The following is a 16,139-nucleotide window of genomic DNA, read 5'->3' as shown; positions in this document are numbered from 1 at the left end:
CTTCAGTCGTTAGCCCTCTTTTCATACTTGTTACTAAGTTATCAATTATTTACTCTAAGCTCTAGTTATCAGTACCGACCCCTAAATTATAGCCCTTGAGACTTGATTTTATGATAACAATTATTTGATAATTTATCATAATTTGAAAATAGGAGATAATCAGTATTTTCAAGGATTATTAATATTTATTTGACTGTGTATAATTATCTGACTTCAGTAGTTACCCCTCTTTGCAGACTTGTTACTCTAAAAGCTATAACAAAATATCGATCGCCTGAAACATTGCTCTAATCTGTTGCGCTTCATTCATATCTTGCACTTCATACAATGCTAACGCCTGACGATAAGCAGCCATTAAATCCTGTACTGATTGAATCTTACCATCTACAGTCAGCAAATTCGATAACACCCAACCTAAGTTACGATAAGCTGGCGCCAAATTTGGGTCTTGTTTAACTGCCTGTTCTAGATACCCTTTTGCATCCTGCCACTGGTTGAGTCTTGCTAACACTGTCCCCAAACGATAACAAATCCAAGCATCTTGAGGTATTTCCTGGTGGCGGTGCTTGTACCACTCCAAAGCACTAGGCAAATCATTGAGGTGTTCGTCTATCAAACCCCGATCCCGTGCTACCCAATTAGGTATATCCCCACACTTACAGGCCAACTCCAAACTTTGGCGACAGGCATTGAGGTTACGATCGCGATACTCATACCAAGCTTGAAATCCCAAAGCAATAGAATTATTCGGCACTTGAACCACAAAATTTCTGAGCCGTCGCTTAACATCACCGCCTTTTTTAGTAGTCACTTTATCTAATGCAGCGATCGTGAATGGATACACCCAGGCTTGCAACGCCATTGCTATCCGAGACCCTTCCTGCTGAGACTTAAAAATCGCTTGGGTTCCAGCTTGAATCACAAATCTCCATTGTTTTTTGTGGAACGATATCCAAGCTTTTAAACCTAAAGCGAAGGTCGAATTTGGGTCCAACTGTAACCCTTGTTGAATCGTCCTCTCTGCGGATTCCCAATTTCCCTGTTGTCCCAAAGCCCAAGCCAGATTAGCATGTATCCAGGCTTCCTTCGGACTGAGGCGAATACCTTGTTCTAACTGTTGCGCAGCATGATTCCATTGGCGACGATGACAACCAACTAAACCACACACACCATAACTACGCCCATCCTGGGGTTTAAGCTGCATACCTTTTTGGGCTACAGTTACAGCGCGGTCTTCATCCATATATACTAAAACTAAAGCCAATTCGACGGTAGCTTCTCCATTATCCGGTTCTCGCTCTAGACAAGTTTCGTAGGTACTGACAGCATTATTCAAATCACCTTTGCTGACATAATCTTTAGCCTTTTGATGCAGAGGAGAAACAAGTTTTCCATCAAAAGCATTAATTAATTCCTCAGCAGTTTGGATGCGTTCTTCAACACGAAAGCGCATTCCCATTAAAATCACTTTTTCCAGATGAGGACTAATGAGAGAGTTAATTTGTCGCGGTGGGAGCAGAGGGTCTGGTGCACCTCCAGAAAAGGCAGTAGCCCTTTCAACTGCTCCACTAGGTAACTCTCCAGTCAATAATTCATACATGGAAGCGCACAGAGCGTAAATGTCCGAAGCTGCATAACGTTTGCTATTTTTTGAATATTGCTCAAAAGGAGCGTATCCAGGGGTGAGTAGTTGTGTCAGGTCTCCAGTTTTTCCAGCGATGAACTCCCGGGCTGTGCCAAAGTCGATTAAAACTGCGCGATCGCTACTATCGATCATTATATTCTCAGGTTTGATATCCCGATGCAATAAATTGTTTTCATGAACGACTACTAAAGCATTAGCGATCTGTTTTGCATATTCAATAACTTTGTTCTCATGTAAACATTTTTGGTTGACCATAAGGCTTGAGAGAGAAACTCCATCAATAAATTCCATTACCATATAAATACTGGAATTTTCCTCAAAACAATCGTAAACTTTGGCAATATTAGGAGAGTTACAACGTTGTAGATAAGCTGCTTCTAATTTAAACTTTTCAACTTGTTCTTTCTGGTCTATGGGAGCAATTGAGGGCGGCCAGACAACGGACTTATCATGTCTGTATCCACTTTCTGGCCACAACTCTTTGATAGCAACTAAAGTAGAATTAAGGCAGTAAATAGCTTTGTAAGTAATTCCAAATCCTCCTTGACCGAGAACTTTCTCTATTTTATACCATCCTTGTTTGAGTAATGTTCCCATAGGGAGATGAAGCCCCGATACAGAAGATGGGGAAGTTGTTGCTGTGGAGGTCAAATCTGTTCCACAGACGATGCAGTAGTTAACACCAGGGGCATTTTCATGTAAGCAGGACGGACAAATATTGTTCATCGATCATCACTTAGGAAGTAAAAAGTAAAAAGTCAAAAGTCAAAAGTAAGATTTTATATCATCTTAGGAAGTTAAAAGTAAAATTTGATATCATCTCTGCTAACAATACAGATTTGATATAACATTCTTTTTTTCAACCAGACAAGAGTAGAAAAATTGAGGGACAATATTTCTGACTACATCCCCTGTAAATTCCCACTGCTCCGTGGCTGCGTGCCTCCTAATTCTTATACATATCCGACGGAACCCCCTACCTATTCTCACTCATAAGAGTTATTTAGCAAACCCTAAATTAGTATGAGAAGTCGGGAATTAAGGGAAATAAACTTGAGTAGGAGTTATCTGACAGCGTAACGCTAATAGAGTGGCATTATCTGGTGCGCCACGTTTTAAAACCAGCTTTATCCCTTGGTTGACAGCAGTCTGCAACACTGTTGTTGAGCTCATTGGCATGAAAAGTTCTGTCAGTTCTTGGTCACTTACCAGATCCCAAACACCATCAGAGCATAACAAAATAACATCACCATCTTGCAACTCTATATCAGTAACAGTTTGTACATAACCCTGGGAAAGGCGCTTTTTCGCCCCCAAAGACTTAGTTAGAACATTGCGCTCTGGATGCTGCCGACTTTCTGCTGCAGAAATTTGGCCGCTAGCGACAAGGAGAGCAACTAAAGAATGATCTTCGCTCAACTGACGAATTTCTCGATCGCGAATCAAATAAATACGACTATCACCTACATGTGCGAGGGACATTTTTGTCGACTCTAATAACACTAAACTTAATGTTGTTCCCCCATTTGGAGCTACCTTTGAAACTTCAGCATTAGCCTGTTCTATAAGATAAATCAGCCAACGCTCTCTATTATTTCGGGTATTTTCAACTTCTCCACTTAATCCATTAAGAATAGTCTTCACTGCTAAACGACTAGCCACTTCTCCTTGGGCCATTCCTCCCATTCCGTCTGCTAAAGCTGCTAAAACAACGATTTCAGAACCATCAGAATCACTTTGAGTGATTCCGTAACTGTCTTCATTGTGCAGTCGTTGTGGAGATAGTCCCACCGTTGATTTACTAGCTATTTCCCAACTCACACGAACAGTATCTAGAGTATTATAAGCCTCAATGAGCAAACTCCGTAACTGTACCAGAGAAAAACGTTCATCAATAAGGGGAGACAAAGATAACGCTAGTAGTTGAGCAAAGAGGGGTACTGAACATTCTTTATACTTCAGTTCCTTGGTAGGTGGGTCTCCATGCAACATATGATAAAGTAAAGCACCAATAGTGTAAGTGCTACTTTTCTCCTCAGGTGTTGGAACAAAGGCTAATTCAGGAGCGCAATAAGTTCCTATTAATCCACTGGTGAGCGGCCTAGCTTCAGGATAAGCACAAGTGAGGTCAAAACAGCAAATAGGTTTACCGACTGCTATCAAATCTGGGTCAAGGTCAATTAGGCACCATTTTTTTTGATGGAGATACCAGAAAAACTGACAAATTTGTGTGCTCAATTTTAAGGCTTCTAGTGGACTAGGAGAATTTTTTAACCAGTTACTGAGGGTGAGTTGGCTATCAGGAAACTCTGTTAACAGCAACAACTGTTCCCCTTCATTACCGGGAAGAGGTATTTCTGGATAATACTCATCTTCAAGATAGTCACCATTATTAGGCTCATCAGAAGATTTTAAAGAGTCTAAGTCTACCGCATCAAGGGTATCTTCATCAAAGGATTTTTCATCGGCTAGAACTTCAGAATCTATTGTTTTTTCTACAACAGTTTCCATAGTTTCCGCTTCTATTTCGGTTTCGACCTCTGATGGCGTCTCAATTTGTTCTTCATTGGTCTGAAGTAAAGTTTTCTGACTTGTTCCATTATCACAACTTGATGTCAAAGTTTCGTCTATAGGGGTTTGGACAACAGTATCTTTTGCAGGTGACGATACTGTTATAATTTGTGCAATGTCGGAAACAGTAGTTTTGGCGATGAGGGGAGCGACTAAGGCATACTCACCTAAAATTTCCCGCAGTTGTAACTCCTGCTGAAGTAAACCTGTTGCCGAACCTACACGCAACATTCCTATTTGATTCATTTCGCTATCTTCACTGTCAAAGCGTACTTTAAAATAGCGAATTTGATTATTACGTTGACCTATATTTTCGAGTACAGTTATTGATAACTGTTCAATTTGTAACGAAGTATTTTCTGAAATCACGAGCTTACTTAATGATGATGTAAGATGTTAACAAAGTGGTGAAGTCCTCAAATTAGCTATAGTTTTTGCTAACTTCCTAGTCGAAATACAAATTGAACTTTTCCAAAGGCAATTTCGTCCCCAGGATTCAAATTCATAGGAGTGGTAATTCTTGCCCCAAAGCGAGTTTGACCACTAGGTTTGATAAAAATACCGTTAAGTGATCCTAGGTCTTTTACCATCCAATGCCCATATTCTGGGTAAATTTCGGCGTGCTGACGTGACACTGTTTCCCCACCCAGAAAACTTTCAAGATCGATATCCACTGGACCACTATCAGGATCGAACACCCCTACCACTGCAACATTGTTTAGAGGAAATTCAGATTGAGGGACATTGGGTTGTTTAGCAACTAAACGTGCAGGGGATATTGTTGTCGATAAAGAAGGTGTGGGAATGGCAGAAGTAGATTCTAATCCTGGCCCTGAAGGTGTGATGGGAATGAATTTAGGAGTCGTAATTGTTGGATTTGTTTGAATGGTAGTGGCAGCGATGCTTTTTAGCTCTGCACCACATGCGCCACAATATTCAGCATCAATAGGATTATTATCATAGCCACAAGCTTGACAAGTAGTAACAGCTAACTCTGGTCCTGAAGGTGTCATAGGAATAACTTTAGGAGTTGTAATTGGTTGATTTTGTTCAATGATAGCGGGACTAGTACTTTTCAACTCTGCACCACATGCCTCGCAGTATTCGGCATCCGTGGGATTATTATCGTAGCCACAAGTTTCACAGGTAATATACATAGCTATTTTTTAGGTGTTAGGTGTTAGGTTTTAGGTTTTAGGTTGAAAAATTAACAACATTCACTCTTTTTTCTTTTAACTGAGTTTTTCCATTATAAGTGTCAGGTATCTGGCGTAAAGTTAGGTTTCAGACTAGGTTCCTGTCATATTACGGATTTGTTCTTCTGAAAGTTGATCATTAGGACTATCGCTCATTTTTACAGTTTTACCCTTAGCACCCATTTTTACAGTCTTGCGGGTTCCTGAAGACAGTTTACGGGTTTTGCGTACTTCTTCAATACCAAGATTGAGAGTTTTTAACATGGCTTCATTTCCAATTTTGACAGTTACTCGTTTTGCTGTTTCCAAAAGTTTTGCTGCTTCATCAGGGTTGCTATCAGCTACTGCTGCTGCATGATCGACTAATTGACCAATGTTACACTGTTGTACATATCCCATGACTTCCGGATTTGTTTGGGCAATTCCACCTTTTCCGGCAACCAACTGAATAACAAGATTTTGAGGGGGTAGTTCTCCTCGTCGCTGCTGACCGGGAATGTCGTAAGTTAAACCTAATTGAGCAATACGAACCCGTGATTGAGCTCTGCTATCAATATCAAAATCAAGAATAAAAATAGTATCGTCATTAGCGAGAGCGCTGCCGATGAGATAAGGTTCTTGAGTAACAGGAATATCAGCGCGGTCTGGATAAACACGGCTAAGTCTTTGTAAATTAACCCCTTTGACAGTACGAACACTAAGCTTGAGGTTATTAATGACCTCAGCTTGAGCCTGTTGTACTTCTTGAAAAATTGTCTGTGGCAGCTCAGAAATTGCTATATCTGTGGTTCCAGTATTACTGGCTTGTTCCACAACATTAAAAACGCGACCCCCAGTGTGATCACTCAAATAGACTAACAAGTCTTCATTGTAGTCACCAACACCGAGAGCAGTAATAGGAATTCCAGCTTGGGCAAATTGTACCGCTAGTTCTCGACAGTCAATTTCATCTATTGTCTGTCCATCAGTAAAAATGAGAGTGCGACGACTACTGAGAACAGAGTCTTTCAATAAATTCAGGGATTTTTCTATTCCCAAAGCCATCCTTGTTCCACCACTAAAACTTCGTAATTTGGAGATGGCATTTTGGAGAGTAACAGTATCTGTGGCAGCAGTCAAGGGCAACAAAACTGATGCTGAATCATCAAATTGTACTAGGGCAATTCGATCGCGAGGATCTGCTTGTATATCAGTAACTAAGCGTTCGAGAGCTTCAACAACAATATCAATTTTCGGCCTCCCCACTTCACTATCATCATACATTGAACCACTGGTATCAATAACAAAGGTGAAGGTTGTTGAAGGACGACTTGCTGAAACAATTGCGTTTGGACGTAATTTTAACATGACAAACAGCTTTTGTCCAGGGGTATCAGCCGCTAGAAATTCTCGATGGGGGGTAATGGTTACGTCAAGCATAAATTTTTAAGTAATAGGTTTTTATTCTAGCAATTCCCACAGTTCTCAAGTACACTGACGATCCTCCTGAATCTCCCTTTTTCAGGGAAACTTTGAAAGATATTCCATTTTTAAGGATAGCGGGGATGGTTCTAAAACTGTACCTTATAAATTCAAGAACTGCTATCTATCATAGATTTAATTAAAGATTAATGGAGGAAAAACTCCGTTTTGGGGGCAAATTGTGCTTAGGTCGGGAGGAAATAGATCAGGAATTGAGAAATCTCCTGGATCTTGAAGTCGATGAATATTATCAAATTCTATTGGGAGGAGATTGAAACTGAGACTGGTTGAGCGATAACCCCTACAGATATCCTCCATCCAAATTGTCACAATAGTTTCTAAATGGTAATCATTGATCGAACAGGATGTTTTTTGTTGGAGAGTTGAGCGGAGTTGTTCGCGAAATTCTCTATCAAACAACTGTTCTGGATTATTTTCAGACTCATAACCCAATTCTAAACTGTAGGATACAGGATTTAAGTTAGGTTGACTATTGTTCGCAATTGTTAGGGTGTATTTTACCATAAATTTTTGTTTCCCATACTAAATTCTTTTGAACAAAGAAAGGCAGGAGGTAGGATAGATCTATCCCGACGCCGAAGACAAGTCTTTTGGTGAACTTAGGGCATTTGGGCTTCAATTCCCTGCCCTGAAAATAGTTCAGTGGCTCCCATTCAGGAGACTCCTGATAGTCACCTTCTACATAAGTGCCTCTTATCTCTTGGCTTCTTAACTAAGACTAAGAGGACTTACGCACACAAATTATACACTATTTGTAGAGGTTAACGGTCGTTAACCCTTGCTATGTATAGTTAAGTTATGGGTAAGTCCTGACCAATTTCTTTAAAAATATGGAAGAGTTTAATCCGCCTAACCATGACTGAGAAAAGGTTACTCAATAATTTATGCTGATGGCATAACTTTATTAAAATGGTATGACATGATGTCCAGATAATAAGTAAAAAAAAGTTTTTGTTTTACAAGCTTGAATAATAACTATTTAACCAGGCTTGATATAATTATTGACATGATGATTTAATCCAATTAATTCCATAGATAAAAATCAAATTACTAGTATAAACGATAATATTAGTTCTCCTGCTGACTCCAGACTTAAGAATTATTTTAGTATGTTTTTTTGTGGAATTTCTAATAAAACATCTCCGAATTTACGACTTGAGCCATATGAAAGTTCCTGTTTCAAAACTTTCATATTTTGAAACTTCGGGCGCTCTCTAATTGACGGGTCAAATTCTAAAATAATTTTTTCTTCTTCAATAAATATCTTAGCAAACTTAGCGGGAAAACCAGCATCTCTTGATAGATAAATATGAGCATTCCGGGAGCTACCAAGTTCAATGGGTTCCTTTCCCAAGGAAATAGTTGTAAATTCTGAGTTGTTCCAGCGAACCAACAATACTACCTCCCGGTCTAGTTGTTCACTAAAAGCGATAGCCAACCCAATGCAAAATCCTAAAATTCCTGCTCCTACCAAACGAGCTGGAAGCACACCTACCAATGCATTGAGCAAGAGAAAGCAAGTCGCTCCTAACACACCTCCTAACCCTCCGGCGATCAAGGCTTTTTCACGAGGTAGGTTAGGAACAAATAAAGACGTTCCACCACCAACAAGGGTTCCGAGAAAAGTCCAGCCGGTCATTCGAGCTACGATCGCTAAAGTCGGGAGATTAGTACTTGACAGAAGCGCCAATTGACCGATCGCTCCACCTACTACTCCAGCGAGAAAACCACCCCCACCTCCAAGAGCAACTTCTTGCTTCGACAACAACCGACGGCGGAGGTTATAGTTTTGTCCAAGGATTAAGGCCAGTCCAATTCCGAGAGCCAGAAAACCGGTCCATGCCCCTATGCGGAAAATACCGAAGACTAAGCCGTAATTACCACTTGTGTCAGATAGTTGTGAGATGGCTTTTTCAGCAGCTCGGAAAGCTTGGTCTATTTCTCCAGAGTTAGCAAAAAAGACTAGGTCTGGATTTTCTGTCAAGGAAGTGAGATAGTTACTGTTTGCATCTCCGGTTCCCACTGTGACTAAATTAATTCCTGCCTCTCGGATTTCTCTAGCTATTGATTTTGAGGCCCTAGGGTCGTTGGGTTGACCATCTGTAAATAGGAGAATATTGGGAGTGTTGCTGTTTCGCAGAAGAGAAGCGACTGTTTTGAGGCCTTGAGAAAGGTTTGTACCTCCAGATGGGGTGAGATTAGCGATCGCTTGTTTGAGTTCAGTTTTATCAGCATCAAAATTGGTCAGAACTTGCGAGTTGCTGGAAAATTCTACAATGGCTAAGTTATTAACAGTTAAATTTTGTCGTTCAACGAATCCGGTAGCTGCTGCTTGGACTTCTGGAAGTTTACCACCCCACATGCTAGAAGAAGTGTCGATGAGGAGAACGACAGTTTGAGGTTGGGGAGGTCGCCTGGTCAGAGACAGCCACATTTCACCAAATATTGCCGCAGCTATAAGACATCCAGCACCGCCGAATATTCCGAAGATAATTGGTTTAGGGAGTTTTTGAGTCAAGTTTTGCCAGTTCATTGTAGTTTTTTCTCCTGAGAGATAGCTATGTAATTATAGCAAATTCAAAAAGTTGCTCATTTTGTCATTAAAAATCTTCTTCAGTTTCTTGCTTGAGTCTCTGACTCCAATTCCAGAAAGGTATAACTCCTCCTAACCCCAATAGCAACAACACTAAACCCGTCATTTTTAATCTGGTTTTTGCTGGTAGCGATCGCCCAAAAGCATTAATAGTATAAGATTTCTGTGTAGTATCTACATCCTGTCCATTAACTGTAGCTGTCACAAAAACCTCATGTTTAGAGGCGCGTACCGGGTTGGGTTCCCGATAAATAATCTCGTATTCTCCTAACAGAGAATTGAGAAATAACTGCAACGCCTCGGCAATATCATCAGCATCACCAGAGAATTCTGAGATTCCTCCTGTTACTTCTGCTATTTCCTGCAAACGCATCTGGTCAACAAATTCCTCTGCTGGAACATATTTTTGATTTACATCAGCGCGGGTTGCTGGTCGTCCCAGATTATACTTTTTTCCAAGCTGTTCTTGTGTTAAACCGTATCCCAAAGTGTGAACCACAATATGATCATGACGCTCAAGTAAAGCAATTAATCTCCTAAAATCCCGGTTTTCGTATTTTTTGTTATGGTACCCATCAGACAGCAAAATCACTGATAGTCGTGGTTCTGGTTCTATGGAATCTTCAGGAACATAAAAGTCCGTATCTTCTTGGTCGCTGAGCAAGCGGATAGCTTCTTTGAGAGGGTCATAAATATTAGTGGATGCGCAAGGAGTTTTCTTGGCCAGATTATCTAGTAAGTTTTTGTGTTTGAAATCGTCCGCAGGAAAAAATCTAGATTTGATATTCTCCCTCCTCACCTTATAACTATTACATCTTCCTCCACCTTCCCCAAAAGGAAAAATTGCTACCCTGGTATTGCTACCACGCGCACTCGTTGTTTCCAGAAATTCTCGGGTAGCCTTGATCGCTCCCTCAAGTTTTGTAGTTCCACTACTATCTTTTTCCTTCATACTCCCGCTAAAGTCGAGCAAAACTATAATCCATGCTGGAGGAGGAACGCTTTCTTCAGGATTTTTCCATGATATAATATCTACCAGGTCGTTATCGACAATTGCCTGAAAATCTTGTTCTTCAAGAAACATTGCCGGGCGCTCTCCATCTTCAGTAACTTTAATGCGGAGAGTAATTTCATCATCCTTGACCATGGGACGACCAACAATTTCGGCAGTCTGTCCGAAAGCTGAACTGTTGAAACCTAGTATAGCTATAGCTAAACTACTAAGCCATCGGATCGAAAAAGCGGTTATAGAAGACCATACGGTAGCATTCGGGAACTTCAATATTATCATCTTGAGCATTAGTGTAGAAAGTAAGGACATAGTTATGTTTGAGATCAATATTACGACTAGAACTGAGTCGCGTCCCGTTAATGGCAACGGTATCAAAAAACCTTGGGTTGGGAAATAAAATCGCGTTTTTTCTTTTTAGTCTAATATCTGCAGCGTGCAGAGGGAGGTGGGGAAGGCAAATCTGAGCTTTGTTGGCTGAACCAATGCGAATAATTCCCTGGTCGGGAAGTTCCATAGATAAACCTTCCTCAATTTTGTAGTCATTATCGTATTTGTATTGAGAACGGTAACTGATAAACTTCAGGAGGGAGCTATTTATCCTGGGATAGTCTCGACTGAGGACTGTCCGACGGGGATCGATGTCATCATATTCTTCTCCTGAATACTCGAATCCACTTCCTGCTCTCAATGCTGGCAGATAACTGGGGGTAAAGTTGGTAATACTAAAAGCAATGCCCAAACATAATCCCAAAATAGCAAAACCGAAAGGATCTTCATAAGATTTGAAAGATGCTGGCATAGATCCCTGAATTTGGCGCAATAATTCAAAGGCGATAGCAGCTATGAGACTGGCAATACTAGCTGTGATCATACTGAGAAAAAGTCGTTTTCGGAAGTATTTAGGGTTGCCAGCTTGAATACTACGCCACCGCCAACTCAACCCTTCGGCAGAGCCTACGGAAGCTCCCACTATTAACCAACCACAGATGCGAACAATAAAAGGGGGAACAGCTATTTCGGGAGCTAAGAAAATTTGGTAAATGCCACCCGCTACTAAACCAAAGATAATTCCTATAATGAAAGCGATGAACAAGGGAGCGGGTAGCGTCCGCAAGCTGATTTTGGGACGAGTGGGGTTACTAAGGAAGATTTCGTTAGCAATACTGCCCATCGCCAGGGAGATAGCAATGCAGGGAAACAAGATTATTTCCGGAAAAATGCCAACTTCAGCCAAAAGGTTAAACAAGCCAAAGTCACTGAGGAACAGTTGTCCTATGTTCCATCCAAGAAGGGCGGAAGTTATGCCGGAAAGAATATAGAAGTAAAGTTTCATTATGTACTAGGTGGTTTTGGGTTTTTCAGGTTAAGGGATTCAACTGTTGTAGATTTTAAGCATTTTTTCTGAATATTTTCTTTTAATGTTTTTTGTGTATCTTTCTCCTGATTAATTACTCCATCAGGAGCTGTCATTGTACCTTTTTCTCTCTGATATTTCTTGATTGTTTCACTAAATTTCTCCCATTCTTTATTATATTGCCTAATATAGCTGTACTGGAAGTCAGACCCCAGTCCCAGTTCTTTTTTTACACAGTGCTGTACAATTCCTTGTGAGTTGATGTTTTGTGGGTTTGGGTTTTGCTCTTGATAGTAATCTTTATAAAATATTGCTGGGATATCAGTAGGTAAACTTTTATTTGAAACTAAATCTTTTATCTTTATTTCCAATCCTTTTGCTATTGCCTCAATTGCTGCATTAGTTTTATCGTATTTATCTTGATTTATCTCAGAAAGCCTAGGAGACAAGCATTCATTTTCAATATCTATTTTTAACTGTTTATATGTATTTTTATCTCTTTTAATTATCCCAGGAGCAGCATTTTTTATTCCTTTTTGATCCTGATATTTAGAAATAGCTTCACTAAATTTTAGTGATTTTTGATTATCTGCCTTTATATCACTGTACTGAAAATCTTTAATTTCTAGTATGTCTCCAATACAAAACGGTAAAATTTCTTCTGGCTTATTTAATTTCTTCTGCTTAATGCTAGCAATAATTTTTTTAGGTAACTTATCATCTTGATTATTCTTCTTGCTCTGATCAAATATATTTTTTGTTTCTTTAGTCAAATCATCTATTAAAGCATTAATTGCTTGATAATTTTCATTCCTTTTTGACGCTGAACCGTTAGGCTGTAGAATACCTCGCAGAAACCATCCACTATATCCAGCGAAGGATACTGAGGCGAAGAAAACCAACAAAATAAAAATTCTACGCATTCTATCTCCCATGTCTATCTTTTCAAACAAAAAATCCCAGCAAATTTTTACAATACCCTTTGATTTCTGAGCCTTTTTTGAAGGCATTATTGATGTCGGAGCCTCATTCCCCCCTATTCCATAGAAAACTTGAGCCAGTTTTGGTGTTTCCACTGCTTCAAACAAATTCCCCAATGTCCAATATCGAGAATCTGCTTGTTGTCCCCGTGGCGAAAACTTCATAATATCCCTCAACAGCTCCTCCCATTCAGGGTATTGAACTGCCTGAAACGGCAAATCTCTTCTCCCAGAAATATAAGCACTTATCAGATTTATGTCATTCTCTAACTCCCCAGAAAGAGATTCTTGGTAAACCTCCGACCACAACCCTGGTTTAGTTAACAACAACTTGGACTCTTTAAGAATGTGTGGGTAATTAACCAAGCTATGAATAACGATACAAATACCCCATTTGAGTTGTTCAGAAAGTTTTGGACAATTTTGAGTCAATTCTGGGACTTTCCCTAATATCTCTTCCTGTAGATTTTGAGAGACACTATAGTGTTTTTCCGATTCTTCTGATTTCCTAAGCCATTCCAGAAAAAGAGGTAAAAAATGTGGAATCAAGATGGCCTTTAATGTCAACAGTTTTATGATGCGCTTAGAGTAAGAATTCTTATCCAATGCTCCTTTCGCTCCTTGCTTGTCGAAAAATGACTCCCATGATTCATTATCGTTTAGTTGGTTTTCTGTAGAGTTGTCCAAAGCATTATCCAAAGTTGTGAGGTATTCCCACTTTACGGAATTGTTCATCAATTTCTGAATTGCTGTCCGCCGACTTAAAAGAAAAGTTGTTTGAACGTCATTGAAAACAGAACTAATATGATCGCCTACACTTTTCTTGCGATCAATCTTCTTGTTAAAAAGTCTTGTTGATTCTGATTTTTTATCTGAGGGTAAAATACTGTCAAACAAATTTTTCGGAACGCTACCCTCTGCTATTTGATAGAAAATAGCAGCCAATTTTGCGGTTTCTAATTTCTCAAACAACTCTGCCAAACTCTTATATTTATTATCGGGTCGTTCTTGCGGATACCAAAACTTATTAATTTTACCCAATAAACTACTCCATTGGGGATATAGAGAATTCAGAGACTCCAAATTATGTCTCTTTTCACCCATAAGATCGAGAACATTCTCCAACTCCTTAGAAAGAGATTCTTTGTAAAGCTGACCCCAAAACCCTGGCTTAGTTAATAAGAATTGAGATTGTTTAATAATTTTCGGCTCATCAACCAAGTCATCAATTGTATAGCAAATTCCCCATTTGAGATATTCAGAAAGTCGGGGAAAATGTTCAGTAAATTTCGGGGCTTCTTGTAACATTGATTGCTGTAACTTTAACGAAGTACCATAATGTATTTCCCCTTCCTGTGAATGAGCAAGCCAAGCTAGAAATTCAGGCAAAAATTGTGGAACTAACATTGCTTTTAACGTCAACAGTCGCACATAGCGATCGCCATAAATATTTTCTGTAACAGCTTGAGAAGCGCCCTCTTTATCTAAAACAGATTTCCAATAATTCTTATCAAGCCCTTGGTTTCCCAGAGCATTTTCTAAACTCTCAATATGTCCCCGCTTCACCCGACCATTCATCACCGCTTTAATTGCTGTTTTAATTCCAGATTCTCCCGATATCAGCACTGAGGAACTTTGACGGCGGTCTAAAACTTCCCTGATGACCATCTCTGCTTTAGCATCAGCGGGATAAATGACCTGAAAATACTCTGGTCGTTCCAACATAGCCACTTTATAAGCCCATGAGCGATCGCCATTGGGTCTCCGTAGTTTTCGCGTTATTTCATTTAATAGCAACGGTGTACAACTCTCTGCAGCAAGAAAAATAATTGGTGGTGACTGGTCTAACATCTCCTTAAATTTAATTAAGTTAACCTCCATATAACTATGATCTGCTTGATGAGGTTCCCCGATCGCCCTCTTATCAAACGGATTAAACACCCACGAAAGCGGTTTATTCATCCAGCGCAAAATAGTTTCAATGCCTGTATCTCCCTGACACAGAAAATAACGGTATAGGGATACTCCCCGTCCGAAATCGTCTCGACCCCTTGTTACGACTGCTACTACCGACCAGCTTTCCTTACCACGTCTTACTACCCGCCCCACGATCGCCGGCTCTGCTCTCACCACCCCTTCCGCTAAAGCAAACTCTCTGTTAGCGATTGAATCTAATACTGCCTGCGGAATTTTGTCAAGAGTCCGGTTCATATACTCTCCGGTAAAACCCCCTGATTCCCATGCTGTTGCCGTACCTTTTACCTCAATGCCAGTACTAAATTCGTGAATATATATTTTATTCTCCATACTCATAACTATAAAAAAATTAGCCTAAGTAAATAACAAAAGAAGCAAGCTCAACCTAGTCTCGATCAAGTTCCGAGTGGCGTTTTCCAGTACAAAGCCAATAAATGGGTGACACCAAACCAAAAGGGCGCCAAAGTTTCGGCTTTTTAATCACCGAACCAGTTCCATCTCGCGATCTTCTCAACCGCATTGAGTTGGGTTCTGGGTACTGTCGTCCTAAAATTCCAAAGGCCGAAGTAGTAAAATATTCTACCGTACCCCCACCAGAATAAGACCAAGCTTCTAGTTGAGCAGACAATTTGGGAAATCTTGCTGCCACTTTTCTTGGTCGATGTCGATTAACCCACAGTTCTAACTGTTCACATTTACTCAATACCAACGCGATGCGCCGATGCTGCATCTCCATTTCTGAGCGATCTATTTCCATCAACAACTTCTCCATTCCCATAGCAAACTCCTTATCCTTACGATGACTTGTGCCATCAACCAGCATTAGTAATCCTCTGGCCAAGCAGCAATCTTCCAGATAACCTTCTAACTTTGGGTCTCCTTTTTTATAAATGAGGTCGGAGAAAAGTTCTCCTGAATAGTCCTTGCAACTGATATTGAGTTGAACTGACTTCTTTGAACCCTCCAACCAAGAAAAGCGGTCTTTTAAATTGATACTAAAACTATAATCTTTCACTTCATTAATATCAGCCTTTAGGTCAGTTGGCTCAAGTTCTAATCCCTGTTCCAAGATATCTCGTGCTTTGTCTATAAGTTCTTCTGCTTCCTCACCAATAGGCGTAATGCTTTTGACTGGACTTTCTGGATTAGCATTAGGCCAGTAGGCCAAAGAGGCCAGATAAGCAGTTTTGCCAGAGTTGCGACCGCCAATAATACGTAAAAGCGAATCATCCCCGAAAGCTTTTGATAAAGAATCCGAGTTTAGTTTTTTTTGTTTGCCAAATAATACCATTTCTTTCTTTAAGTATTGTTATAGACTGTAAGACAACC

At 40.0% G+C, this 16,139-nt stretch carries 10 protein-coding genes; all 10 read right to left on the bottom strand.

Annotated features, from left to right (window positions below):
• Positions 1-253: 253 nt before the first annotated feature.
• Positions 254-2,371 (bottom strand): protein kinase domain-containing protein, encoded by a 2,118-nt coding sequence (locus TERY_RS15975; RefSeq protein WP_044136864.1) that lies wholly within the window; start codon positions 2,369-2,371, stop codon positions 254-256.
• Between the two features lie 312 nt (positions 2,372-2,683).
• Positions 2,684-4,585, bottom strand: coding sequence for a protein phosphatase 2C domain-containing protein (locus TERY_RS15970; protein WP_011612784.1), 1,902 nt, complete (start codon positions 4,583-4,585; stop codon positions 2,684-2,686).
• 68 nt (positions 4,586-4,653) lie between these two features.
• Positions 4,654-5,373, bottom strand: a complete 720-nt coding sequence (locus TERY_RS15965) for an FHA domain-containing protein (RefSeq protein WP_011612783.1) — start codon at positions 5,371-5,373, stop codon at positions 4,654-4,656.
• 132 nt (positions 5,374-5,505) lie between these two features.
• On the bottom strand, positions 5,506-6,831 hold the full coding sequence (locus TERY_RS15960) for a VWA domain-containing protein (RefSeq protein ID WP_011612782.1): 1,326 nt from the start codon (positions 6,829-6,831) through the stop codon (positions 5,506-5,508).
• A 177-nt stretch (positions 6,832-7,008) separates the two neighbouring features.
• Positions 7,009-7,398 carry a hypothetical protein gene (locus tag TERY_RS15955; RefSeq protein ID WP_011612781.1) on the bottom strand — a complete coding sequence of 130 codons (390 nt, stop codon included), beginning with the start codon at positions 7,396-7,398 and terminating at the stop codon, positions 7,009-7,011.
• Between the two features lie 595 nt (positions 7,399-7,993).
• Entirely contained in the window at positions 7,994-9,427 is a 1,434-nt protein-coding gene (locus TERY_RS15950; protein WP_011612780.1) for a VWA domain-containing protein, read from the bottom strand.
• Between the two features lie 67 nt (positions 9,428-9,494).
• Positions 9,495-10,778 (bottom strand): vWA domain-containing protein, encoded by a 1,284-nt coding sequence (locus TERY_RS15945; protein ID WP_155994456.1) that lies wholly within the window; start codon positions 10,776-10,778, stop codon positions 9,495-9,497.
• Entirely contained in the window at positions 10,708-11,832 is a 1,125-nt protein-coding gene (locus tag TERY_RS15940) for a hypothetical protein (protein WP_011612778.1), read from the bottom strand. Before TERY_RS15940 ends, TERY_RS15945 begins: the two co-directional genes overlap by 71 nt.
• The gene (locus tag TERY_RS25525; protein WP_011612777.1) at positions 11,832-15,146 is read right to left on the bottom strand and encodes a hypothetical protein; all 3,315 of its coding nucleotides are present in this window, start codon (positions 15,144-15,146) and stop codon (positions 11,832-11,834) included. The genes TERY_RS15940 and TERY_RS25525 overlap by 1 nt, the downstream gene beginning before the upstream one ends.
• A 49-nt stretch (positions 15,147-15,195) precedes the next feature.
• Positions 15,196-16,101 (bottom strand): hypothetical protein, encoded by a 906-nt coding sequence (locus TERY_RS15930; RefSeq protein ID WP_011612776.1) that lies wholly within the window; start codon positions 16,099-16,101, stop codon positions 15,196-15,198.
• Between the last annotated feature and the right edge of the window lie 38 nt (positions 16,102-16,139).

The organism is Trichodesmium erythraeum IMS101 (assembly GCF_000014265.1).
GTDB lineage: Bacteria > Cyanobacteriota > Cyanobacteriia > Cyanobacteriales > Microcoleaceae > Trichodesmium > Trichodesmium erythraeum.
This window is presented reverse-complemented; position numbering and strand designations above follow the sequence as displayed.

Coding starts and splice junctions, on each gene's coding strand:
- TERY_RS15975 (WP_044136864.1), bottom strand. CDS start 2,371: ATGAACAATATTTGTCCGTCCTGCTTACATGAAAATGCCCCTGGTGTT.
- TERY_RS15965 (WP_011612783.1), bottom strand. CDS start 5,373: ATGTATATTACCTGTGAAACTTGTGGCTACGATAATAATCCCACGGAT.
- TERY_RS15960 (WP_011612782.1), bottom strand. CDS start 6,831: ATGCTTGACGTAACCATTACCCCCCATCGAGAATTTCTAGCGGCTGAT.
- TERY_RS15955 (WP_011612781.1), bottom strand. CDS start 7,398: ATGGTAAAATACACCCTAACAATTGCGAACAATAGTCAACCTAACTTA.
- TERY_RS15950 (WP_011612780.1), bottom strand. CDS start 9,427: ATGAACTGGCAAAACTTGACTCAAAAACTCCCTAAACCAATTATCTTC.
- TERY_RS15945 (WP_155994456.1), bottom strand. CDS start 10,778: ATGATAATATTGAAGTTCCCGAATGCTACCGTATGGTCTTCTATAACC.
- TERY_RS15940 (WP_011612778.1), bottom strand. CDS start 11,832: ATGAAACTTTACTTCTATATTCTTTCCGGCATAACTTCCGCCCTTCTT.
- TERY_RS25525 (WP_011612777.1), bottom strand. CDS start 15,146: ATGAGTATGGAGAATAAAATATATATTCACGAATTTAGTACTGGCATT.
- TERY_RS15930 (WP_011612776.1), bottom strand. CDS start 16,101: ATGGTATTATTTGGCAAACAAAAAAAACTAAACTCGGATTCTTTATCA.